The 22,091-nt window shown below is 38.7% G+C and carries 25 protein-coding genes; 23 read left to right on the top strand and 2 right to left on the bottom strand.

The window, feature by feature from the left end; all coding sequences use genetic code 11:
* Window positions 1-12 precede the first annotated feature (12 nt).
* On the top strand, window positions 13-1,080 hold the full coding sequence (locus ACRRMM_RS11685; RefSeq protein WP_007499956.1) for a glycosyltransferase family 4 protein: 1,068 nt from the start codon (window positions 13-15) through the stop codon (window positions 1,078-1,080).
* A 37-nt stretch (window positions 1,081-1,117) separates the two neighbouring features.
* On the opposite strand, the gene ACRRMM_RS11690 is transcribed toward ACRRMM_RS11685, so the two are convergent.
* Both ACRRMM_RS11690 and ACRRMM_RS11695 read right to left on the bottom strand, forming a co-directional pair.
* Window positions 1,118-2,215 (bottom strand): LCP family protein, encoded by a 1,098-nt coding sequence (locus tag ACRRMM_RS11690; RefSeq protein ID WP_007499958.1) that lies wholly within the window; start codon window positions 2,213-2,215, stop codon window positions 1,118-1,120.
* Complete coding sequence (locus tag ACRRMM_RS11695) at window positions 2,200-2,868, bottom strand: YigZ family protein (RefSeq protein WP_017357860.1); 669 nt, start codon at window positions 2,866-2,868, stop codon at window positions 2,200-2,202. Before ACRRMM_RS11695 ends, ACRRMM_RS11690 begins: the two co-directional genes overlap by 16 nt.
* 221 nt (window positions 2,869-3,089) lie before the next feature.
* Between ACRRMM_RS11695 and ACRRMM_RS11700 the strand changes: the two genes are divergently transcribed.
* The 22 genes from ACRRMM_RS11700 to secA all read left to right on the top strand — a co-directional run bounded on the left by ACRRMM_RS11700 (window position 3,090) and on the right by secA (window position 22,090).
* Window positions 3,090-4,265, top strand: coding sequence for a sensor histidine kinase (locus ACRRMM_RS11700; protein ID WP_003213166.1), 1,176 nt, complete (start codon window positions 3,090-3,092; stop codon window positions 4,263-4,265).
* A gap of 64 nt (window positions 4,266-4,329) precedes the next feature.
* Complete coding sequence (gene degU / locus ACRRMM_RS11705; RefSeq protein ID WP_008348273.1) at window positions 4,330-5,019, top strand: two-component system response regulator DegU; 690 nt, start codon at window positions 4,330-4,332, stop codon at window positions 5,017-5,019.
* A gap of 211 nt (window positions 5,020-5,230) precedes the next feature.
* Window positions 5,231-6,073: a DegV family protein gene (locus ACRRMM_RS11710; protein ID WP_007499966.1), complete on the top strand. Its 843-nt coding sequence runs from the start codon at window positions 5,231-5,233 to the stop codon at window positions 6,071-6,073.
* Between the two features lie 119 nt (window positions 6,074-6,192).
* A complete protein-coding gene (locus ACRRMM_RS11715) occupies window positions 6,193-7,572 on the top strand; it encodes a DEAD/DEAH box helicase (RefSeq protein WP_428828984.1) in 1,380 nt (459 codons plus the stop codon).
* Between the two features lie 64 nt (window positions 7,573-7,636).
* Window positions 7,637-7,930: a late competence development ComFB family protein gene (locus ACRRMM_RS11720; RefSeq protein WP_035701582.1), complete on the top strand. Its 294-nt coding sequence runs from the start codon at window positions 7,637-7,639 to the stop codon at window positions 7,928-7,930.
* A gap of 101 nt (window positions 7,931-8,031) precedes the next feature.
* Window positions 8,032-8,613: a ComF family protein gene (locus ACRRMM_RS11725; protein ID WP_234717161.1), complete on the top strand. Its 582-nt coding sequence runs from the start codon at window positions 8,032-8,034 to the stop codon at window positions 8,611-8,613.
* Between the two features lie 56 nt (window positions 8,614-8,669).
* A complete protein-coding gene (locus ACRRMM_RS11730; RefSeq protein WP_017357864.1) occupies window positions 8,670-9,089 on the top strand; it encodes a TIGR03826 family flagellar region protein in 420 nt (139 codons plus the stop codon).
* Between the two features lie 79 nt (window positions 9,090-9,168).
* On the top strand, window positions 9,169-9,432 hold the full coding sequence (gene flgM / locus ACRRMM_RS11735; RefSeq protein WP_003213252.1) for a flagellar biosynthesis anti-sigma factor FlgM: 264 nt from the start codon (window positions 9,169-9,171) through the stop codon (window positions 9,430-9,432).
* An 18-nt stretch (window positions 9,433-9,450) separates the two neighbouring features.
* The gene (locus tag ACRRMM_RS11740) at window positions 9,451-9,933 is read left to right on the top strand and encodes a flagellar protein FlgN (RefSeq protein ID WP_007499977.1); all 483 of its coding nucleotides are present in this window, start codon (window positions 9,451-9,453) and stop codon (window positions 9,931-9,933) included.
* Between the two features lie 15 nt (window positions 9,934-9,948).
* The gene (gene flgK, locus ACRRMM_RS11745; protein ID WP_017368142.1) at window positions 9,949-11,469 is read left to right on the top strand and encodes a flagellar hook-associated protein FlgK; all 1,521 of its coding nucleotides are present in this window, start codon (window positions 9,949-9,951) and stop codon (window positions 11,467-11,469) included.
* A gap of 8 nt (window positions 11,470-11,477) precedes the next feature.
* Window positions 11,478-12,389, top strand: coding sequence for a flagellar hook-associated protein FlgL (flgL, locus tag ACRRMM_RS11750; protein ID WP_017368141.1), 912 nt, complete (start codon window positions 11,478-11,480; stop codon window positions 12,387-12,389).
* Window positions 12,390-12,435: 46 nt separating this feature from the next.
* A complete protein-coding gene (locus tag ACRRMM_RS11755) occupies window positions 12,436-13,014 on the top strand; it encodes a DUF6470 family protein (RefSeq protein WP_035701576.1) in 579 nt (192 codons plus the stop codon).
* A gap of 28 nt (window positions 13,015-13,042) precedes the next feature.
* Window positions 13,043-13,477: a flagellar assembly protein FliW gene (gene fliW, locus ACRRMM_RS11760; RefSeq protein ID WP_007499985.1), complete on the top strand. Its 435-nt coding sequence runs from the start codon at window positions 13,043-13,045 to the stop codon at window positions 13,475-13,477.
* Window positions 13,471-13,695, top strand: a complete 225-nt coding sequence (gene csrA / locus ACRRMM_RS11765; protein WP_008348252.1) for a carbon storage regulator CsrA — start codon at window positions 13,471-13,473, stop codon at window positions 13,693-13,695. The genes fliW and csrA overlap by 7 nt, the downstream gene beginning before the upstream one ends.
* Window positions 13,696-13,848: 153 nt before the next feature.
* Window positions 13,849-14,190: a flagellar protein FlaG gene (gene flaG / locus ACRRMM_RS11770; protein ID WP_144610018.1), complete on the top strand. Its 342-nt coding sequence runs from the start codon at window positions 13,849-13,851 to the stop codon at window positions 14,188-14,190.
* A gap of 20 nt (window positions 14,191-14,210) precedes the next feature.
* Entirely contained in the window at window positions 14,211-15,740 is a 1,530-nt protein-coding gene (locus tag ACRRMM_RS11775) for a flagellar hook-associated protein 2 (protein WP_048001932.1), read from the top strand.
* 17 nt (window positions 15,741-15,757) lie between these two features.
* The gene (gene fliS, locus ACRRMM_RS11780) at window positions 15,758-16,162 is read left to right on the top strand and encodes a flagellar export chaperone FliS (RefSeq protein ID WP_007499989.1); all 405 of its coding nucleotides are present in this window, start codon (window positions 15,758-15,760) and stop codon (window positions 16,160-16,162) included.
* Window positions 16,159-16,500, top strand: coding sequence for a flagellar protein FliT (locus ACRRMM_RS11785; RefSeq protein WP_008348246.1), 342 nt, complete (start codon window positions 16,159-16,161; stop codon window positions 16,498-16,500). Before fliS ends, ACRRMM_RS11785 begins: the two co-directional genes overlap by 4 nt.
* 13 nt (window positions 16,501-16,513) lie before the next feature.
* Window positions 16,514-16,894 (top strand): hypothetical protein, encoded by a 381-nt coding sequence (locus ACRRMM_RS11790; protein ID WP_008348244.1) that lies wholly within the window; start codon window positions 16,514-16,516, stop codon window positions 16,892-16,894.
* 33 nt (window positions 16,895-16,927) lie between these two features.
* Complete coding sequence (locus tag ACRRMM_RS11795) at window positions 16,928-18,613, top strand: methyl-accepting chemotaxis protein (protein ID WP_249670030.1); 1,686 nt, start codon at window positions 16,928-16,930, stop codon at window positions 18,611-18,613.
* Window positions 18,614-18,802: 189 nt separating this feature from the next.
* Window positions 18,803-19,366: a ribosome hibernation-promoting factor, HPF/YfiA family gene (gene hpf, locus ACRRMM_RS11800; protein WP_007499992.1), complete on the top strand. Its 564-nt coding sequence runs from the start codon at window positions 18,803-18,805 to the stop codon at window positions 19,364-19,366.
* Between the two features lie 198 nt (window positions 19,367-19,564).
* The gene (gene secA, locus ACRRMM_RS11805; RefSeq protein ID WP_035701569.1) at window positions 19,565-22,090 is read left to right on the top strand and encodes a preprotein translocase subunit SecA; all 2,526 of its coding nucleotides are present in this window, start codon (window positions 19,565-19,567) and stop codon (window positions 22,088-22,090) included.
* Window position 22,091: the final 1 nt, after the last annotated feature.

The following is a 22,091-nucleotide window of genomic DNA, read 5'->3' on the forward strand; positions in this document are numbered from 1 at the left end:
GGAGACTGACCTATGGATTACGAACGCGCCTTATTAGCGTTTTTTGTCTCTCTGGCTACAGTTTTAATTGTGACACCAATCGTCAAAAAGTTTGCAATTAAGATTGGTGCAGTGGACCAGCCGAATAAACGAAAAGTTCATGATAGAGTAATGCCTCGAATGGGCGGTTTGGCGATTTTTATTGGGGTAGCGGCTGGAGCACTAGCAGGCGGGCTGTTTCTACATAATAAAATTACAGCTATATCAGTTGGCGCTGTACTCATCGTCATTTTAGGTATATTTGATGATAAATATAATTTAAGTGCAAAATTTAAATTTCTTGTGCAAGTTCTCGTTGCTTGCTTAATCGTGAGCACGGGCTTAAAAATGGACTTTTTCTCTGTTCCTTTCTTAACAGATCGACTGGAGTTAGGATGGATGGCATATCCCCTGACTGTACTATGGATTGTTGGAATTACAAATGCGATCAATTTAATTGACGGATTAGATGGACTGGCTGCCGGAATTTCGGTTATCGGTTTAACCACGATTGCCGTCATGGCATTTTCTGCGGACAAGATCCTGATTCTTTCGTTATCTCTTGTCGTCATTGGCAGTACCATCGGTTTTCTTTTTTATAACTTCCATCCAGCAAAAATATTTATGGGTGATACAGGTTCGTTATTTTTAGGCTATATGATCTCAGTCCTGTCACTTTTAGGATTGTACAAAAGTGTTACTTTGTTTAGTGTTGTTGTCCCTGTAATTATTTTAGGTGTGCCTATTTTTGATACGACCTTTGCGATCATCAGACGAATATTGAATAAACAGCCTATCTCAGCACCTGACAAATCACACATTCATCATCGACTGATGGCCTTTGGCTTATCACATCGAATGGCAGTGATTGTGATTTACATGATTGGCCTAGTCTTCAGCTTAAGCGCGATTTTGCTGACAAGTGCCACCATTTGGCTGTCATTGATCATTATCTTTTTACTGGTCATGTTTATGCAAGTTATCGCTGAAGTCACTGGTTTGGTGAACGAAGAGTTTAAACCATTTACGAAATTCTACAAACGTATGGTCAAAAGACAATAAAAAACAGCCCGCTTCCAAGGAACGGGCTGTTTTCCTATTATTGTCCTGATGTGCTGGTCGAAGGGGCCTGGGTATCGGCTGACCCTGTTGCATCAGAAGATGAATCGGTTTGTGTATTTGTTTCAGTTGAGGACGATGACTCAGCAGGAAGCTTTAAATGCGTCCTTAACTCATTTTGCACCTCAGCCAAGTTGGTTTGATCTGGCTCAAAGAAGTATGTTCGATTTGGTCCTAAATAAAGGTCTGATCCTTTAATAGATAATGTTTCAGTATCGTCTCCTTTGAAACCACTGTAAATTTGCTGTAGAGCAAGTCCTTCTGTGATGCGGAAGTTGGTTGTTATATGATCACTTACTTCTTTTGCGATATTATCCACGTTTGCAATGTTATGAGGTTTCGCCATTTGATCAATCATGGCACGTAAGATTTGTTTCTGACGATCGTTACGCCCGAAATCACCACGTGGATCTTGTTTTCTCATTCGCGCATAAGCAAGTGCCTCTTCCCCGTTTAAATGCATATTCCCTTTTTTAAAGTAAATCTTTTTCGATTTTTTGACGTCACTTTTTTCATTGAAGTCAAATGGAACGTCTATATCGATTCCCCCAACTTCATCAATGACATCCTTAAAACCGTCAAAGTCCACTGTTGCATATTTGTCAATTGGGATATGCAAGAATTGTTCGACAGTTTCAATCGTTTCGTCTTTACCGCCTTTAGCAAATGCCGCATTGATCTTTACTTTATTTCCCGTTGTGTCACTAGCAAGCTGTACTCGTGTGTCACGGGGGATACTGACCATTTTCATCGTTTTATCCTGAGGATTAATCGTTGCGACGATGAGTGAATCTGAACGGCCGTGATCACCATTTGTGGCGTAATCCTCTATACCAACAAATAGGACAGAGAAAGGTTTTTTCTTTATATCAATGACAGCATCACGGAGTTTCGATTTCTCCCCACGCTCTAATTCATCATAAGTTTTGTCAGCAGCCTGGAGTGTATTCACAATCTTATAAACTGCAAATCCGCCCATGCAGATGAAGAGAAGCAAAAATAAGACCAGAATCCGTTTGAAAATCTTTTTCTTCTTACTCTTTTTCTTTCGTACACGCACTTTTACTCGTTGTGCCATTCATCTGTCTCCTTTATCGGACCAACGTCCTTTTCTAAATAAATCAATTCGCCTTCTTTAGTAACACTCTTTCCATTCGTTAACTCAGTCATCCATTCAATGAACTGCTCTGTTTGTGTTTCTTCTACATACGTTTCAAAAATCACATCTTCTGCATAATGGATGTCTTTTAGCTGAAAAGATGAGGCTCTAAGCTCATTCTCTACCTTTCCAAGCCATGTATAATCTATTGTTGTGTGCATCGTACGCATTAAACAGCGTTCTACCATACCAACATGATTGATTGCTTCAGACACAGATTTTCCGTACGCGCGAATTAATCCACCGGCACCTAGCTTAATACCGCCGAAATAACGAGTGACGACAACAACTGTATCTTTCAGCTTGCGTTTTTTAAGCACTTCAAGCATGGGTACCCCTGCCGTACCGCTTGGTTCACCATCATCATTTGCTTTTTGAATCAGATCATGTTCACCGATCAAATAGGCGGAACAATTATGAGTGGCGTTCCAATGTTGTTTTTTTATGGATTGTATAAAGGCTTGTGCTTCTTCTTCTGAGACAGCACGTTGTATATGACAAATAAAACGTGATTTTTCAATGACGATCTCATGCTCGCCACGGCTTTTTACTGTGAGATAGCGGTTCAGCAAAAGACATACCCTCCTGACAAGCAAATTGTAAGGCTAGAGAAAATTTGCATTGGTTTTAGAATTTTACAGCGTATTTTGTTATGATGATAGGAGCGGAAAAAGGGTCGTCATAAAAATTTCATGATTTATACGCATTCTTTCATTATAATTCGACATAAAATGCAGATCAATGACATTTATAATAAAAAAAGATGACATCACTGTTACGGGAGGGAAAAGCCATGACAACACCTAAAATGGATCCGAAGTTATTGGATTCAATCATCATGAAAATGCTAAGTACAGTTGATGGCAGTAAGGACGAAGTATTTAGAATCGGCGAACAGTCCCGTCAACAATATGAAAGCCTAGTAGAAGAGCTCAAGCAAATTAAACAGCAAGTCAACGAAGTAATTGATTTTGGGGATAAACTAGAAGTACATACGAGACATGCTAGAAATCGATTATCTGAGGTCAGCAGAAACTTTAACAAATTCAGCGAAGAAGAAATACGAGAAGCCTATGAAAAAGCACATAACCTGCAAGTAGAATTGACCATGATCCAGCAGCGCGAAAAACAGCTCAGGGAAAGAAGAGATGATCTCGAAAGACGATTGTTAAGCTTACAAGACGTCATTGAACGTTCAGAAACGCTTGTGAGCCAGATCACGGTCGTCCTCAACTACTTGAACCAAGATTTACGTCAGGTCGGTGTTTTACTTGAAGATGCTCAGGCAAAACAAGATTTTGGACTAAGAATTATTGAAGCCCAGGAAGAAGAGCGCAAAAGGGTATCACGAGAAATCCATGATGGACCTGCTCAGATGCTGGCAAACGTGATGATGCGTTCAGAACTAATAGAACGAATTTTTAGAGACCGTGGAACAGAAGAAGGCTTTAAAGAAATTAGAAGTCTAAGACAGAATGTGCGAAATGCACTGTACGAAGTGAGAAGAATCATTTATGATTTAAGACCGATGGCTTTAGATGATTTGGGTCTCATTCCGACACTGCGAAAATACTTAAACACAATTGAAGAATATGATGGAAAAACCAAAATTACGTTTCAGTGCTTAGGTGATACTGAAAGCGAAAGAATTGCTTCTCAATTTGAAGTGGCACTATTTAGACTAGCTCAAGAAGCTGTCACAAATTCTTTAAAGCATTCTGAAGCAGAAGAAATCTCTGTGAAGGTTGAAGTGACGAAAGACTTTGTCACCTTAATTATCAAAGACGATGGAAAAGGCTTTGATATGAAGGATGTTAAAACAAATAAAAACAAATCCTTTGGGTTACTTGGTATGAAAGAGCGCGTAGACTTACTAGAAGGTAAAATGACCATAGACTCAAAAATAGGTCTAGGGACATTCATCATGATTAGAGTACCGTTAACATTACAAAATAAAATTGTAAAATAGAGACAAAAGACATATTGACCATAAAGTTCAGGTGTAGAACAATAAACATGGGGAGGCGTAGCTTGTGACTAAAGTAAATATTGTAATTATCGATGACCACCAATTATTCCGTGAAGGTGTCAAACGGATTTTAGATTTTGAACCTACTTTTGAAGTAGTTGCAGAAGGAGACGACGGTGACGAAGCTGCACGTATCGTAGAACACTATCATCCGGATGTTGTCATTATGGACATTAATATGCCGAATGTAAATGGTGTGGAGGCTACAAAACAGCTAGTAGAGCTTTATCCCGAATCAAAAGTCATTATCCTATCTATTCATGACGATGAAAACTATGTGACACATGCATTAAAAACAGGAGCAAGAGGCTACTTGTTAAAAGAAATGGATGCAGATACCCTCATTGAAGCAGTAAAAGTAGTAGCTGACGGAGGCTCTTATTTACATCCGAAAGTCACTCATAACTTAGTAAATGAATTCCGACGCTTAGCAACAAGCGGCGTTTCAGCACATCCACAGCACGAGGTATATCCTGAAATTCGCAGACCACTTCATATCTTAACAAGACGTGAATGTGAAGTTCTTCAAATGTTAGCTGACGGAAAGAGCAATAGAGGTATTGGTGAGTCGCTCTTTATTAGTGAGAAAACAGTCAAAAACCACGTGAGTAACATTTTGCAAAAAATGAATGTAAATGACCGTACTCAAGCTGTTGTTGTAGCAATTAAAAACGGCTGGGTAGAAATGAGATAATGTTCCGGACAAGTACTCCTTTTTCGCCTGTTTTTAGTTCTCTCACATTCAAGTTAGAGAGCAATGATAGGCAGGTAAGGAGTCTTTTTCGGATATAGCGGGCTTGCCTATTGATTAGGCAAGCTTTTTTGATTAGTATTATAAATCTAGTGAAAAACAATGATCATTCTTTTTTAAAAAGCAACTTAACGGATAAGGAAGGTATTTAAGAATGAAAATAGCCGTTGTAACAGACAGTACTGCTTATATACCACAAGAACTACGTGATAAACATCATATTCATATGATCCCTCTGAATGTCATCTTTGGTACTGAATCATACCGTGAAGAAGTAGAAATGGATTGGAAGACATATTATGAAGAAGTCAAGAAACATAAAGATCTTCCAACAACCTCTCAGCCTGCTTTCGGTGAACTTATAGAATTATATGAAAAACTTAGCGAAACATATGATGCTGTGATTAGTATACATCTGTCAAGCGGAATTAGTGGAACATACAATAGTGCGGCCTCAGCGAATGAACTAGTTGACGGAATCGACATTTATCCGTTTGATACAGAGACTAGCTGTATGGCGCAAGGTTTTTATGTGTTAGAAGCTGCTGAAAAAATCCAAGATGGTGCTTCTCCAGAAGAAGTGATTTCCCATCTCAATTATCTGAAAGAAAATCAAAGAGCTTATTTTATGGTAGACGATTTAACTCATTTACAACGAGGCGGCAGATTAAATGGTGCTCAGGCTTTTATTGGAAGCCTCTTAAAGGTAAAGCCTATCTTGCATTTTGACAACAAGCTAATTGTCCCTTTTGAGAAGATTCGTACACGCAAAAAAGCCATTTCACGTATTTTTGAATTATTTGATGAAGATGCATCACGTGGTGTTCCAATGAGAGCAACTCTGATACATGGTAATAGAGAAGAAGAAGCAGATGAATTAATTGCGCACTTATTAGAAAAGTATCCTCATGTTGAATTTTATAAAAGCTACTTTGGTGCCGTGATTGGCACTCATCTAGGCGAAGGCTCTTTAGCACTTGGCTGGATCATCAGATAGATATCAAAATCCCCTTTTCTCATGGAAAAGGGGATTTGTTTTTCTATTTTTACAATTAGACGAAAGGCCTTCTCTTTGTACATAATGGGTCAACATGAATGGAAAGGTAGTGCGTGAAATTGAATCTGGAAAAAGCATTGGAACTCAGTCACAAGCTACAATCAAGGCACCTTCTTCCTGTTGAATGTCAATGTACACAGTCCGAATTGGAGTGGCTGGAGAATCAAGGATTCATCCATAGAACACCTGCTGTCAATAGGGTGGCGAGTGGTTTGATCTGCTGCCGGTGCGGTGTATCAAACAAGCGCTACTTTGCCCTCTCTCCGTGTGAAACATGTAAAAAAGACTGTGTATACTGTAGATCCTGCATCATGCTGGGAAAAGTAAGTGAATGTGGCTTTCTCTATGAATGGACGGGTCCACAAAAGAAAGAAACAAGACAAGTTGAATTAACATGGCAGGGAGAACTTTCTAAAGGGCAAAAGAGAGCGTCCGATAGGCTAGTAGAAGCAATCCAAAACAAATTTGATCTGCTCGTTTGGGCTGTTTGTGGTGCGGGGAAAACGGAGGTGCTTTTTCACGGAATAAAATATGCGCTAAATAACGGAATGAGTGTTTGTATTGCGACGCCTAGAACCGATGTTGTACTTGAGCTTGAACCTCGAATGAGAAAGGCATTTCAAGGACTGAATATAGCTGCACTTTATGGCGGGAGTTCTCAAAGATTTCAAATGGCACCGCTTATGATCGCTACAACCCATCAGCTAATGAGATATAAAAACGCTTTTGATGTCCTCATTGTAGACGAAGTCGATGCTTTTCCTTATTCAATGGATGAACGGCTTCAGTTTGCTGTTTTAAAGTCAATGAAAAAAACAGGAGTTAGAATTTACTTAAGTGCCACACCATCTAAAAAAATGCAAAAGGATGTTGCTTGTAGACAATTAGAAGCGATCAAAATTCCTCTGCGCTTCCACCAAAAACCGCTGCCTGTCCCAACATTTCAATGGGTTGGAGATTGGAAAAAGAAATTAAAAAGAAATCGGCTTCCAGCATCTACAATGAACTGGCTGCATGAACATATCACAAAGAAAAAAAGAGTGCTACTCTTTGTTCCTTCTATTTCTACTATGAAGAAGGTAACTCATATTCTTCAAGTTCAATGTGTAAATGTACAGGGAGTTTCTGCCGATGATCAAGAAAGGAAGCAAAAAGTCCAGCATTTCAGAGATCATAGATACGATGTATTGGTTACAACAACTATTCTAGAAAGAGGCGTTACCATTCAAGATGTTCAAGTGGGCGTATTAGGTGCGGAATCTCCTATTTTTACAGAAAGTGCACTTGTCCAAATTTCTGGTAGAGCAGGGAGACATCCAGATTTTTTTAATGGAGACGTGTACTTTTTTCATTTTGGTTTAACGAGAAGTATGAAACAAGCAAAGAAACATATCGTAAAAATGAATAATACAGCTGAAAAAGAGTTTTCTGAAAAATAGTGTGGGTTCAACTAAATCATGGTACATTATATTCACAAAACACAAATGGCAGGAGAGACAAAATATGCTACTCAACGCAAAAGAAATACTACTTAAAGAAATTCTCTATCAATATCTCAACCAATTAAACATGATTTGTCATTGTGAAAAATGTATAGAAGATGTATTAGCCATTTCTCTAAATCAAGTGAAACCGCAATATATAACAGATATCGATAAAATATCCTACAGTAAATCCGAGATGGTGGATAAACAGAAAAATACGGCGATGCTCGTCATTCTGACAGAAGCTGCTTCAACGGTCACAACATATCCAAGGTGCGAAAATCATTTGCCGTTGAACAAAGAAAATCGTTGATTTGTCCAATTTGTGAGAGCCATTTTGTGGCTGCTTTTACATGGAAATCATTCCTACTATTAAATGAAGATTGTTTATGTGTAGCATGTAAGGACCACCTGATGAAGATTCAAGGTCCTACTTGTCCCAAATGCGGAAGAGCGCAATTAAATGATCAATTGTGTCAGGATTGTTCAAGGTGGAATAAACGACGGGATTTTGCTGAGATTCTTGTGATGAATCGATCTGTTTATGCTTACAACGACTTTATGAAAGATATTCTAGCTCGATTTAAATTTCGAGGTGATACGGCTTTAGCTGATCTATTTAAAAAAGATGTACAGTCAGCGTTTAAACGTTCTTTTTCAATCAAAGAACCGGTCCTTGTCCCAATTCCTTTGAGTAAAGAGAGATTAAAGGAAAGAGGATTCAATCAGTCAATGATGCTTGCTTCCATGATTGGCGGACCTATATTGGAGCCACTTATAAAAGTACATCAAAGTAAGCAGTCTAAGAAAAGAAAAAATGAACGTTTACATCAACAGAATTTGTTCCAATTAAGGCAGTCAAACCCGATCGTTCTAAAGGATGTCGTGTTAATCGATGACATTTATACAACTGGGGCGACAGTCTATCATGCAGCAAAAATTTTAAAAGGAGCAGGCGCCAAAAGTGTTTCCTCTTTTACGTTGATTCGTAGTTAAAAATCATGACAATCAACCGATATTAAGAAAAGAAAATAACGTAAGGGGTTTTGGTTATGAATCAATTGGCAAACTGTCCACAATGTAATCAGTTATTTTTAAAAACCACCATCCAAACGGTTTGTAACAAATGCTTTGAAGAAGAAGAACGTTCTTTTGATATCGTTTATAAATTCTTGCGTAAGCAAAGTAATAGACAATCAACCATTGCTGAAATAGTAGACGCAACAGAAGTTGATGAAGAATTAATCCTGAAATTTATCCGTTTGAAAAGACTTCAAATTAGTCAATTCCCGAATATCAATTATCCTTGTGAAAGATGCGGCCAACCGATCAGGAAAAACAAGCTGTGTAGCCATTGTGAAAAGGATATAAAGACGCAAATCAGCCAAATGGACCAAGAAGAAGAGCGTAAAAGGGAGATTGAATCTAGGAAAAAAGACACCTATTATGCCATTAATCCTAAAAACGACTGATTCCCTAAACTAAGTTGCAGTTTGGTCGATAAAATGGATAGAATCAAGACAGACTGTAACGGAAAGCGAGAGGAATCCCGTGAAAATTAATCGATATGGAACACAACCAGTAAATCCTTACAAGAAAACATATGAGAAACAAACGTTGCAATCGAATCAAGCAAAATCAACTGACAAAGTCGAAATTTCTAAAAAGGCAATCGAAATGCAAAAGGTGCCGAATATCATGAAAGAACGTCAAGATAAAATAGACCAAATTAAAAAAAGCATTGAAGCCGGAACATATCAAGTAGATACAAAAGGCATTGCAGATAAAATGTTGAATTTTTATAAACAACAATAACAAAAGGGAGTAGCGTGAATGTCAGTAAAAATAATGATTGAAGAACTGCACCGTCTCTACGGATTACATGAACAGCTTCTAAAGCTGTCTAAGAATAAAACAGAAATGCTGAAAAATAACGAGATCGATGCTCTTTCAGAGGTTCTGAACCTTGAGCAAAAATATATTCAGGCCATTTCACAATTAGAAGAAAAGCGGATTGAAGCAGCAGTTCAATTTTTACAAAGTGATCAATCGCCGACAATCACCGCATGTATCGAAAAAGCTACAGGAACGGATCAAGAAGAGCTTATTTCGTTATATGAGAAGCTGAATGACATCATGGTGGAACTGAAAGATGTAAACGAACTGAACAAACAGCTTATTCAGCAGTCACTTCAATTTATTTCACTGACATTCGATCTTGTGAATCCTAACAAAGAAAATATGAATTACGGACAAAATGGTCTTGAGAGTTCAAAGCCTAAACAGCATAGGGCTTTGTTTGATTCAAAGGCGTAAACAAGGAGGATATCTATGGGTTCTACATTCATGGGACTAGAAACGGCAAAACGAGGAATCACAGCCCAGCGTGCAGGGCTGTATGTCACATCAAACAACGTATCCAATGCAAATACTGATGGCTACTCAAGACAGAGAGTTACCTTTAAAGCAGAGAATCCTTACCCAGTGATTTCAGTTTATGATGGCAAGACATACGGCCAAATGGGGACAGGTGTCCAAGTTGGAACTGTTGAAAGAATTCGAGACAGCTTTTTAGATCTTCAGTATAGAGATCATAACAATAACCTGTCTTATTATGCGACGAAGTCTGATGCTCTTTCACAAATGGAAGGAGTGATGAATGATTTAACAGATGAAGGCTTGAATAGAGCCTTTGATAATCTCTGGAAATCATTACAAGTCTTATCGGAATCGAAAAATGCTGATACTGCTTCAGCCCGTACAGTTGTTAAGACAAGTGCTCAGGCTTTAGTAGATCAATTCCGCCTGCTAAATTCTTCTTTAACAACGATACAAAAGAATTTGAAAACTGAACTCGATTCAACGGCAAAAAATGTGAACACCCTATTAACTCAAATTGATGAAGTGAATAAACAGATTGCAACAGTTGAGCCAAATGGTTATCTTCCCAATGATCTTTATGATACCCGAGACGCTCTTATAGATCAGCTTTCCTCACTTGTTGATATTAAAGTGAGCTACAACCCTTCTGGAGGAAATGCTCTGGAAATTGCTGAAGGAACCGTTAACATCGACATTATCGGTGCTAATGGACAATCTGCTGGTACAATTTTAAATGGCATTACCAATGAAAAATCTGAATTACAACTTTCCTATGATAATACGACAGGACTTGTTAACTCACTCCAATTTGGAACGACAACCATCGCAGCTGATCAATTACAAGTGAATGGTAAAGTAAAAGCACTTGTTGAGGCGTATGGCTACATGTCTAATGGAGCTGAAAAAGGCATGTACCCAGATATGCTTGCTGAGCTGGATGAAGTAGCAAAAGTATTTATGGATACTTTTAACGATGTCCATAAGCAAGGGTACACGTTAAATGGCACAAGTGGACAAGACTTTTTCGATATTGAGAATAACAATGATTTGAATAAAGGCTTGGCAGCACGTATCAAAGTGAGTGACGTGATTTTAGCATCGACAGATAACATTGCTGCATCTCTTAATCAAACGCAAGGTGATGGTTCGAATGCTACGAAATTAGCTAATATTCAAAACTTAAAGCTGCCAATCGGCGGAACTACCACAACGATTCAGGATTACTATCAGAATGTCATTGCCGAAATGGGGATACAAGCTAAAAAGAACATGACCCTTGAAAGCAGTTCAGCAGCTCTTGTGAATTCAGCCAATGAACGCAGGATGTCAACTAGTTCTGTATCTATTGATGAAGAAATGACGAACATGATCCAATTTCAGCATGCGTATAATGCAGCTGCAAGAATTATGACGTTACAAGACGAAGTATTAGATAAAATAATAAACGGCATGGGTGTCGTAGGAAGGTAGGGTAACTGATGCGAGTCACGCAAGGTATGATTTCTCAAAATTCACTTCGGAATATTAGTAAAAGTTATGAAAAACTCTCTAAAATTAATGAGCAGGCACAGTCTGGAAAACGTTTCACAAAAACGTCTGATGATCCTGTGGCAGCAGTGAAAAGTCTTCAGTATAGTACAGCCATGTTTCGAAATGAGCAATACCAAACTAATTTAAATGAGGCACGAAACTGGATTGATACATCTGAAACAAGTGTCACTGAAATCATTGATATCATGTCAAATATACGAGATAAAGTACTCGATGCGGCCAATGGAACAAAACAGCCAGAAGATTTAGCTGCTATCGGAGTGGAAATTGGTCAGATGAAGAATCAAATCATTGATGCAATGAACACGCAGATGTTAGGTAAGTTTGTTTTTAATGGGACGAATACAAATGTTAAACCAGTTGTAGAGAATGCAGATGGTACGTTTACATTTAACTTTGAAAACTATACAGATGCAAACGTGGTTCAATCGAACATTTCTGATGGAATCACATTAAATGTGAATTCAAATCCTCTTTCAGCTTTTGGTGGGCAATCTGCCAGTGGTCAAAATGTCATTGAAATGCTGACTGATTTAGAAAACTCATTAAAAAATGGAACGTTTACAAATTCTGATGATGCATTAGGAAATATCGATCAGTTTAAAGAAGTGATGAGTGCTGAGCGTTCAGATCTTGGGGCTAGATCCAATCGTATCGACTTAGTCGGGAGCCGTTTGACTTCGCAATTTGAAGTGCTGAAAAAGGCTAAATCAGATGCCGAAGATGTAGAAAGTGAGAAAGCCATTCTTGATCTTCTTCAACAAGAGACTGTAAATAGAGCTGCTTTAGCGACGACAGCTAAAGTGATTCAGCCATCCCTTGTCGATTTCTTAAGATAAGAAAAAGCATCCGTTGGGTGCTTTTTTGCATCATGGAGGTGAACCTATGCAAATCCCTAGATTGTTAATGGAGCAAACTTATGCAAAGCTGCAAATGTCGACAACCCCTTCCAGGCAAGAAGTAGAGCAGCCAAGAGCTGAGCTTGAGATTCAGCAGCCAAGAGCTGTCATGAATATCACAAGGACACCGTCGAAATTAACCATAGATCAAACCGAGGCATTTGCCGATATGGATATTAAGTCGATTTTTAGACGTTCAGAGGAATGGGCTGCGGAGGGGAAACGTGCGATTGGAGAAGGAATGGGGCGTAGAGCGGAAGAAGGAAGTGAACTCATCAAGATCGAGAATGGTGGGAATGCGATTGCTGAGTTTGCGAAAATCAATGGCAGTCCTCCAGCAAAACAATTCAACATCGGTGTGATTCCTTCATTTTTTAGTGTGAAAATTCACTATCAGCCATCTGAACTTAAAATTGATGTGGAGCCGCAAAAAGCTATTATAGAGGCAACACCTCATAAACCAATTGTTAACTACCAGCCAGGTAAAGTTCATATTGATATGTTACAATACCCAGAATTAAAAATAGAAGTTGACGAAACAGGTCAAAATGGTGATAAGGTATAGTTAAGAAAAATGAAAAAGGTCGTGAATTATGATCATTCAAACAAAATACCATGGTGAAGTGACGATTAAAGAGGAGCAAATCATTCACTTCTCTAATGGGATACCAGGATTTCTGGATCAAAAACAATTTGTCATTTTACCTTTATCAGAGGAATCCCCATTTTTAGTTCTCCAATCTTTGGAAAATGCGGAACTAGGCTTTATTGTCAGCAGCCCATTTTTGTTCTTCAATCAATATGAATTTGACTTAGAAGAATCGGTTGTAGACATTCTTGGGGTGGAAGATGCCAATGATGTGGAAGTCATGGTTATTTTAACAATGGGATCTTCTATTGAAAAAACGACAGCCAATTTAAGAGCGCCTATTATTGTAAATCGGAAAAACATGAAAGCCAAGCAGGTCATTTTGCATGATTCAGCCTATCATACAAAACATTTGCTAGAGGTGGCTTCCTCATGTTAGTTCTATCTCGTAAATTAAATCAATCGATTCAAATAGGCGACGATATTGAAGTCAAAATTATTGCGATCGAAGGCGATCAAGTAAAAGTCGGAATTGAGGCTCCTAAGCATATTGATATTCACAGGAAGGAAGTATACCTGTCTATTCAAGAAGAAAACAGCCGTGCTGCTAGCTTGTCCTTCGATTTACTTTCTCAATTATCCTCACAAAAAAAGTGAGGATTTTTTTATCCTATTTGTCGATCCTCCTCCGTGTGAAACCGTAGAAGTACACCATCTATATGAAACTTTAACAAATCGGTCCATCTATATTTAATTTAATAATTCAAAGCCGATATAAAAGATAGATTAAAGCACAGGAGCTGAATAACTATGTCTGTTGGTAAGTTGACTTCGCTAGAGCCACTGATTGATGCATTTCAAACCCGTGTTACGAATCATCAAAATGACAATGCAAACAACGATTTACAAGCAAATGGAAAAGTCGTTTCAAAAGAAGAAATTGAAAAAACGCTTCAAGGAGCAAATAAGCTGATTGAACCTACTCAATTTCATCTTCAATTTGAATTACATGAAAAACTCAATGAATATTATGTCAAAGTCGTAGATAACCAAACTGAAGAAGTCATTAGAGAGATTCCTTCCAAAGAATGGCTTGATTTCTATGCGGCAATGACAGAGATTGTCGGTTTATTTGTCGATAAAAGAATGTAATTGAAGGGAGAACATAAACCATGGTTAATCGAATTACTGGATTTTCTAATGTATTTGATATTGATGAAATCGTCTCAAAGTTAATGAAAACTGAGCAAGCACCACTTGATAAAATGACACGACAGAAACAAACACTTGAATGGCAAAGAGACAGCTATCGCGAGGTCAATTCAAAGGTTAAAGAGTTAGATGATTTGATCAACAGTTTAAACTTAACGCGTCCAAGTACATATGGCGCAAAAAAGGTGACAAGCTCAAATGAATCTGCTGTCACAGCAACTGGATCAACAAATGCTGTCTCTGGCTCAATTAATGTGACCCAATTAGCGACAGCATCCGTATTCAAATCTTCTAGTCCATCTGGATTTACTGCTTCAAACGGTACGTTTACGTTTGAGGTGACGACACCAGATTCTACAACACCAAAAACAGTGACCATTAATACGACTGATACAGATACCCTTGATACAATCGTGACAAAATTGAACAGCTCTCAACTTGGTGTCACCGCTTATAAAGGCCAGATCTTTGATGGAACCAACTACGTAGATACGATCGCTCTGACTTCGCGTACGACTGGTGAAGGTGTCAGTATTAAGGCGGCAGATGGTAATTCTGCTTCATTTTTAACGCAACTAGGCTTCCAAGTGGATGGAGATAACAAATTAGTTGCCACCACTCAAGGACAGAAAGCGCAATACGAAATTAATGGTCTCAAAATGGAAAATAACAATAATACTTTCACGCAGGCTGGTATCACATATGAGCTGAAAGGAACAACAGATAAGCCTGTCAGCTTGAACGTTTCAACAGATGTCGATGCCATCTTTGATAAAATCAAACAATTCGTTGATAAATACAATGAACTTGTTGAATTGGTCAATGGTAAAGTGAATGAAAAACGAAATAGAGACTATCAGCCATTAACGGCTGAAGAGAAAAAAGCCATGTCTGAAAAAGAAATTGAGTTATGGGAAACAACAGCTAAAACGGGCTTGCTGAGAAGTGATTCTATTTTACGAGGTGGTGCCTCTAAAATAAGAAGTGATTTTTATGCTGATATTACGACAAGTGATGGGAATAAAATTCACATGACACAAATCGGTATTTCCACATCATCTTCGTATAAAGATGGCGGGAAGCTTGAATTAATTAAGGATACGAATGGAATAGAGAAATTAAGAAAAGCCATTGAAGAAGACCCAGAAAAGGTAAGTCAAATGTTTATCTCGGGTTCTTTAAATGTTGATTCTAAAGACAAAGACAAAGCACAGCAGCAATATAAAGAACAAGGAATCATCTATCGTGTCAAAAATTCCTTATCAGCCTTCACGAAGAGTATACAAACAAAAGCTGGTAGTACAACAATGGAGCTAAAAGAATACGGACTTGGTAAGGATTTAGATTCTTTGGCAAAACGAATGGATACATTCCAAGATCGTTTAAAAATGGTGGAAGCTCGTTACTACAAAAAGTTTAACGCCATGGATAGTGCGATTCAAAAGCTAAACAACCAATCTGGCTATCTTTCTCAACTGCTTGGACAATAATTGGAGGTTTATAACATATGGCAATTCAGAACCCTTATGCCGCCTATCAGAAAAATTCTATTGAGACCGCAACACCGGCCGAGTTAACGCTTATGCTTTATGAAGGATGCTTAAAGTTTATTAGACTAGCAAAGCATGGCATTCAAAAAGAAGATGCTGAAATGAGAAACTTGAACCTGAAAAAGGCTCAAAACATCATCCAAGAATTAAATGTCACCTTAAATCGTACGTATGATGTATCAAAGAGCATGGCAAGTATGTATGACTACATCTATCGAAGACTGATTGAAGCCAATCTGCAAAATGACGAAGAGATCCTGAATGAAGTAGAGAAATATGTGACTGATTTCCGAGATGCTTGGAAGGAAGTCATTCAAACCGATCGAAAAGGTCGTCACCACTCTATTGGGGGATCTCTATGAGTATTGTGGACCAACTGCACGACCAAACGTTAAAAATGGCAGCGGAAATAGAGGCCAATCCGCAAAGCGAAACACTCGTTGAAGACTTTGATGCTTTTTTAGTTGAGAGAGACGAACTAATGAGAGACATTCAACATGAGCTTTCCGTTCAAGAAAAAGAGAAAATCAAAGAAATCATTCAAACAGATCAACTGATGGCCAAGCAATTAACGGAGATTCAAAATGGGATCAAGGCAGATATTCAAGCCATTCAACGTAAGAAAACAAAACAGCTGAATTATCAAAATCCGTATCAGCCCATGACAAGTGACGGCGTATACTACGATAAACGGAAATAAATAGGTGAGACCTGTGGCGTATCGTTCAGATGACTATATTTTATTAACCACATATTATGACCTTCTATATACGATAGAAGAGAGTCTAAAATATTTAGATGAAATTGAGAAGGATTTCGCTAAAACAGAAGGGGATCGGATCTTTAATGATCTGATCCATGCCTTCTTTCATTTAGAGACAACACATCCGCTTCTGCTTTCAATTATTGAAAATGAGCACTTTGCCAAGACGATTCGATCGTTTGACCAAATTTTTTTAAGTTTCGATATACTAGCTTTCTATACATTCCCTTCAAATCACTTCCAGTCATTCCTTACATCATATTTTATACCTGAATATAGAAAGTGGATGGATGAAATACATGCCTGTATGAGGCCGTATGTCATTCATTAATTTTTGTTCAATTCAGACCATTCGGAGGAATTTATGAGACTAAAAAATCAATTTTTATTTGGGCTTATTGTCATATGTGTATTGTTTGTCAGTATTTTAGGATTTTCTAGCTTTATCTATTACAAAACAGATCAATCATATAAAGCACTCCTCACCAAAGAAGTAAAGCTGTACCAGACCTCACTGGAATTAGAGGCACTGCTGCAAAAGCAAGAAGCACAAATTAAAACGTATGTGGTTGTTCAAGATGCTGAAAATTTACAGAAGATTGAGCAAACATATGAAGAAATCAATAAGAAAACAGCTGAAGCATCAAAAATGAGCACCGTTAAACAAGCAAAAAATCTGTTAGATCAAATTTCCGAAAAAAATTATCTTTACTACACCTCAACAAATCGATTATTTAATTCATTGAATATGCAAAATCAAAAAGAATTCAACACCCGCCTCAGTCAAGAATTACAACCTATCGAACAAGAAATACATACCTTTACAAAAGAATTTGCTCAAACACAATTGAAACAGCGTGATCAAAAAATCAGTCAGCTCAATGAAGAAAGTAACCAATTATTGCTGACGCTTATTCTCGTTAGCGCAGCGATTATAGTCGGCTTTTTAGTCATTGGCACAAGGTTTGTTCATCGTATGACAAAACCGATTGTCTCTGTCACACATGCAGCAAGAAGAATGGCAGATGGTGACCTCACACTTGAAGAGATTGAAGTAACCTCTAAAAATGAAATTGGCCAGCTCGGTACGGCTTTTAACCAAATGACCGCTCATTTGCGTCAGCTCATCCTACAGGTGCAAAATGGATCAAGGCAATTAGCTGATTCTGCTGCGCAATTTGAAGAAACCATCAGTCAAACCATTTCGGCTAGTGAACAGACGTCTAGCTCGATTGAACAGGTCAGTGAAGCTTCACGTGAACAATCGGATGCAGTAGGAAAAGTAGCTTCTTCAATTCAAGAAGTTTCGACTGGTATGCATAATGCGGCTGAACATACGTCTGATGTTTCGGGTCACTCAATTTCAGTGACTGAAAAGGCTGAAGAGGGCGCATCCCTCATTCAACAATTTGTGAAACAAATGAGTTCTATTAAGGAATCTGTGAATGAACATCATTCTACAATGGCCAATGTACAAGTACAGTTTACCGGCATTCAAGGCCTGCTGGGGAATATTCATGCCATTGCAGATCAGACAAATTTACTTGCTTTAAACGCAGCCATTGAAGCAGCAAGGGCTGGGGAACATGGACGAGGTTTTGCGGTTGTTGCAGATGAAGTCAGAAAGCTGGCGGAAGAATCAAGTCAGCTGACTGATCAAATTAGTCAGTTACTCGCCAACGTGAACAAAGATACTGAAAGATCGTCTCAATCTATGACGAAAGTGGAACGAGATGTAGCAGAAGGTGTGAAAGTATCGCAATTGTCTGAACAGAGCTTTCAAGAAATTCTGGAATCCATCCGTGATATCTCGATGAAAGCAGAGGAGCTTTCTGCTACGACAGAGCAAATCTCAGCTAGTACAGAAGAAATTTCTCAAACAATTGGTGTGATAGAAGAAGGAGCCAAGCGAAATTCTGAGGAAACAGAGTACATGTCGGCGGCTGTTGAAGAATCACTAGCGGCGAATGAGGAAATGAAAGCAGCTGCGGAGGATTTAAAATCTTTGTCTCAATCACTGAAAACATCTATTTCATCTTTCAAGATTTAACAGTGCGATGGTCTTTTTCAAGAATCAAGCGAATATATATTCATCACCTATCAAGTAGAAGCTGAAGCACCGCAGGATTCGACAAATTTCAATAAAAATTCACATTTTTTTTACGTTTGAGCAGGAGAAAAGGAGGGAAAAGTAGAAATAAGTTTACATATCCTTAATTTTAAAGGAGGCGTTCTTTACATGAATTACAATGTCCGAGGAGAAAACATCGAAGTAACACCTGCACTAAGAGATCATGTCGAGAAAAAAATTGGAAAGCTGGAGCGTTATTTTGAGTCAGATGTTGATGCTTCAGTCAACGTGAACTTGAAATTTTACAACGATCAAGAATCTAAAGTTGAGGTTACCATTCCAATGACTGATCTAGCACTTCGAGCAGAGGTGCATAATGAGGATATGTACAATGCAGTAGACCTAGCAACCAGTAAATTAGAACGTCAAATTAGAAAACATAAAACGAAAGTGAACCGTAAATTCCGTGAGCAAGGTGCGAAAAAGCATTTATTTGCTGGAGGAAACGGTGCTTCCGAAGTAGCAGTTCAAGATGACGAAGAAATTGATGAAACAGAAATCGTCAGACAAAAACGCTTCAATCTAAAACCAATGGATAGCGAAGAGGCCATTCTCCAAATGAACATGTTAGGTCACAGTTTCTTTGTCTTCACAAATGCTGAGACAAATTTGACCAATGTGGTATACCGCCGAAATGACGGTAAATACGGACTCATTGAGCCGAACGCTTAATCATTCGTTCCTTTTGATCCGAAAATGACCTAAAAAAAGTAAACCCGTTCCCTTCATTAGGGGCGGGTTTTTTGTGCTAAATCATTGCAAATTCTTTGGAAATCAAGGAAGGTATGGTATGATAAATGCAGGTAAATATGGACCTGTCAAACTTTTGGACATGCCGAAAAATTGCATGAAATAGAGGAGCGTTATTATATGCTTGGAATCTTAAACAAAGTGTTTGATCCTACGAAACGTACGATCAGCCGATATGAAAAAAAGGCAAATGAAATCGAAGCTCTCGCTCAAGATTTCGAGAAATTATCTGACGAGGCTTTACGAAATAAAACGATCGAATTTAAAGAAAAACTTGAAAAAGGACAATCTGTAGACGACCTTTTGGTTGAAGCATTTGCAACGGTTCGTGAGGCTTCCCGCCGCGTGACAGGAATGTTCCCATTTAAGGTGCAGCTCATGGGGGGGATTGCCCTACATGAAGGGAATATCTCTGAGATGAAAACAGGTGAAGGGAAAACGTTGACATCAACGATGCCTGTTTATTTGAATGCTCTTTCTGGAAAAGGCGTCCACATTGTGACAGTCAACGAATATTTGGCAAGCCGTGATGCAGAGGAAATGGGCAAGATTTTCGAATTTCTTGGATTAACGGTTGGCTTGAACTTAAACAGTTTAGACAAAGATGAAAAAAGAGAAGCGTACGCTGCTGATATCACGTATTCAACAAACAATGAGCTTGGCTTTGATTATTTACGAGATAACATGGTGCTGTATAAAGAGCAAATGGTTCAAAGACCACTTCATTATGCCGTCATCGATGAAGTTGACTCCATCTTAATTGATGAAGCGAGAACACCTCTTATTATTTCTGGACAAGCTGCAAAATCGACGAAACTTTACGTACAAGCAAATGCCTTTGTTCGTACGTTAAAAATAGAAGACGATTTCACTTATGATATTAAAACAAAAAGTGTACAGCTGACGGAAAGCGGAATGACGAAGGCGGAAAAAGCATTCGGCATTGAGAACTTGTTTGATGTCAAACATGTCGCTCTTAACCACCATATCGCGCAGGCTCTTAAGGCGCATGTTGCGATGCAAAAAGACGTTGATTATGTTGTGGAAGATGGCCAAGTCGTCATCGTTGACTCCTTCACAGGACGTTTAATGAAAGGACGCCGCTATAGTGAAGGTCTGCACCAAGCCATTGAAGCAAAAGAAGGTCTTGAAGTGCAGAATGAAAGCATGACACTTGCAACCATTACGTTCCAGAACTACTTCCGTATGTATGAAAAGCTATCTGGTATGACAGGTACAGCGAAAACGGAAGAAGAGGAATTCCGTAACATTTACAATATGCAGGTTGTCACAATCCCAACCAATAAACCGGTTGTGCGTGATGACAGACCTGATTTAATTTACCGCACAATGGATGGCAAATTTAAAGCAGTAGCTGAAGACGTCGCACAGCGTTATATGACAGGACAGCCGGTCCTTGTCGGAACTGTTGCGGTTGAGACATCTGAATTGATTTCAAAACTGCTTAAAAATAAAGGCATCCCTCATCAAGTGTTAAACGCGAAAAACCATGAGCGTGAAGCACAAATTATTGAGGAAGCTGGACAAAAAGGTGCCGTCACAATTGCGACAAACATGGCGGGACGTGGAACAGACATCAAGCTTGGCGAAGGTGTGAAAGAACTAGGCGGTCTTGCTGTTATTGGGACAGAGCGTCATGAATCACGCCGTATTGATAACCAGCTCCGTGGTCGTTCTGGTCGTCAAGGAGACCCAGGGATTACTCAATTCTATCTCTCAATGGAAGATGAATTGATGCGCCGATTTGGTGCAGAGCGGACAATGGCGATGCTTGATCGCTTCGGTATGGATGACTCTACTCCAATTCAAAGTAAAATGGTCTCAAAAGCTGTTGAATCTTCTCAAAAACGTGTTGAGGGGAATAACTTTGATTCCCGTAAGCAGCTTCTGCAATATGATGATGTTCTTCGTCAACAGCGTGAAGTCATTTACAAACAGCGTTTTGAAGTCATCGATTCTGATAACTTGAAATCGATTGTGATCAATATGATTCAATCGTCTATTGAGCGGGCTGTTGGATCTTACACGCCGAAAGAAGAACTTCCAGAAGAATGGAAATTAGATGGTCTTGTTGAATTAATCAACACGAACTATTTAGATGAAGGTGCCATTTCGGTCAAAGATATCTTCGGTAAAGAAGCAGATGAGATCACCGAATTCATCATGGAGCGGATTAAAGAGAAATATGATGCAAAAGAAGAGACATTTGGCGATGAACAAATGCGTGAATTTGAAAAAGTCATCGTTCTTCGTGCAGTAGATTCGAAGTGGATGGATCATATCGATGCAATGGATCAGCTGCGTCAAGGAATCCATTTACGTGCATATGCACAAACCAATCCGCTTCGTGAGTATCAAATGGAAGGATTTGCGATGTTTGAGCATATGGTCGCTTCAATTGAAGATGACGTCGCTAAATATGTGCTAAAATCAGAAATCCAAAACAACCTAGAACGTGAAGAAGTCGTTCAAGGACAAACAACTGCTCATCAGCCTCAAGAAGGCGATGAGGAGAAAACAGTGAAGAAAAAGCCGGTGCGTAAAGTGGTGGATATCGGAAGAAACTCACCATGTCACTGCGGAAGCGGCAAGAAATATAAAAATTGTCATGGGAAGACAGAATAAG

Source organism: Bacillus sp. XT-4, assembly GCF_050864245.1.
Lineage (GTDB): Bacteria > Bacillota > Bacilli > Bacillales > Bacillaceae > Bacillus > Bacillus altitudinis.

What these genes read in the sequence shown, in the direction of transcription:
- ACRRMM_RS11685 (WP_007499956.1), top strand. Translation starts at nt 13, where the DNA reads ATGGATTACGAACGCGCCTTATTAGCGTTTTTTGTCTCTCTGGCTACA.
- ACRRMM_RS11690 (WP_007499958.1), bottom strand. Translation starts at nt 2,215, where the DNA reads ATGGCACAACGAGTAAAAGTGCGTGTACGAAAGAAAAAGAGTAAGAAG.
- ACRRMM_RS11700 (WP_003213166.1), top strand. Translation starts at nt 3,090, where the DNA reads ATGACAACACCTAAAATGGATCCGAAGTTATTGGATTCAATCATCATG.
- ACRRMM_RS11710 (WP_007499966.1), top strand. Translation starts at nt 5,231, where the DNA reads ATGAAAATAGCCGTTGTAACAGACAGTACTGCTTATATACCACAAGAA.
- ACRRMM_RS11720 (WP_035701582.1), top strand. Translation starts at nt 7,637, where the DNA reads ATGCTACTCAACGCAAAAGAAATACTACTTAAAGAAATTCTCTATCAA.
- ACRRMM_RS11725 (WP_234717161.1), top strand. Translation starts at nt 8,032, where the DNA reads ATGAAGATTCAAGGTCCTACTTGTCCCAAATGCGGAAGAGCGCAATTA.
- ACRRMM_RS11730 (WP_017357864.1), top strand. Translation starts at nt 8,670, where the DNA reads ATGAATCAATTGGCAAACTGTCCACAATGTAATCAGTTATTTTTAAAA.
- ACRRMM_RS11740 (WP_007499977.1), top strand. Translation starts at nt 9,451, where the DNA reads ATGTCAGTAAAAATAATGATTGAAGAACTGCACCGTCTCTACGGATTA.
- flgK (WP_017368142.1), top strand. Translation starts at nt 9,949, where the DNA reads ATGGGTTCTACATTCATGGGACTAGAAACGGCAAAACGAGGAATCACA.
- flgL (WP_017368141.1), top strand. Translation starts at nt 11,478, where the DNA reads ATGCGAGTCACGCAAGGTATGATTTCTCAAAATTCACTTCGGAATATT.
- ACRRMM_RS11755 (WP_035701576.1), top strand. Translation starts at nt 12,436, where the DNA reads ATGCAAATCCCTAGATTGTTAATGGAGCAAACTTATGCAAAGCTGCAA.
- fliW (WP_007499985.1), top strand. Translation starts at nt 13,043, where the DNA reads ATGATCATTCAAACAAAATACCATGGTGAAGTGACGATTAAAGAGGAG.
- csrA (WP_008348252.1), top strand. Translation starts at nt 13,471, where the DNA reads ATGTTAGTTCTATCTCGTAAATTAAATCAATCGATTCAAATAGGCGAC.
- flaG (WP_144610018.1), top strand. Translation starts at nt 13,849, where the DNA reads ATGTCTGTTGGTAAGTTGACTTCGCTAGAGCCACTGATTGATGCATTT.
- ACRRMM_RS11775 (WP_048001932.1), top strand. Translation starts at nt 14,211, where the DNA reads ATGGTTAATCGAATTACTGGATTTTCTAATGTATTTGATATTGATGAA.
- fliS (WP_007499989.1), top strand. Translation starts at nt 15,758, where the DNA reads ATGGCAATTCAGAACCCTTATGCCGCCTATCAGAAAAATTCTATTGAG.
- ACRRMM_RS11785 (WP_008348246.1), top strand. Translation starts at nt 16,159, where the DNA reads ATGAGTATTGTGGACCAACTGCACGACCAAACGTTAAAAATGGCAGCG.
- ACRRMM_RS11795 (WP_249670030.1), top strand. Translation starts at nt 16,928, where the DNA reads ATGAGACTAAAAAATCAATTTTTATTTGGGCTTATTGTCATATGTGTA.
- hpf (WP_007499992.1), top strand. Translation starts at nt 18,803, where the DNA reads ATGAATTACAATGTCCGAGGAGAAAACATCGAAGTAACACCTGCACTA.
- secA (WP_035701569.1), top strand. Translation starts at nt 19,565, where the DNA reads ATGCTTGGAATCTTAAACAAAGTGTTTGATCCTACGAAACGTACGATC.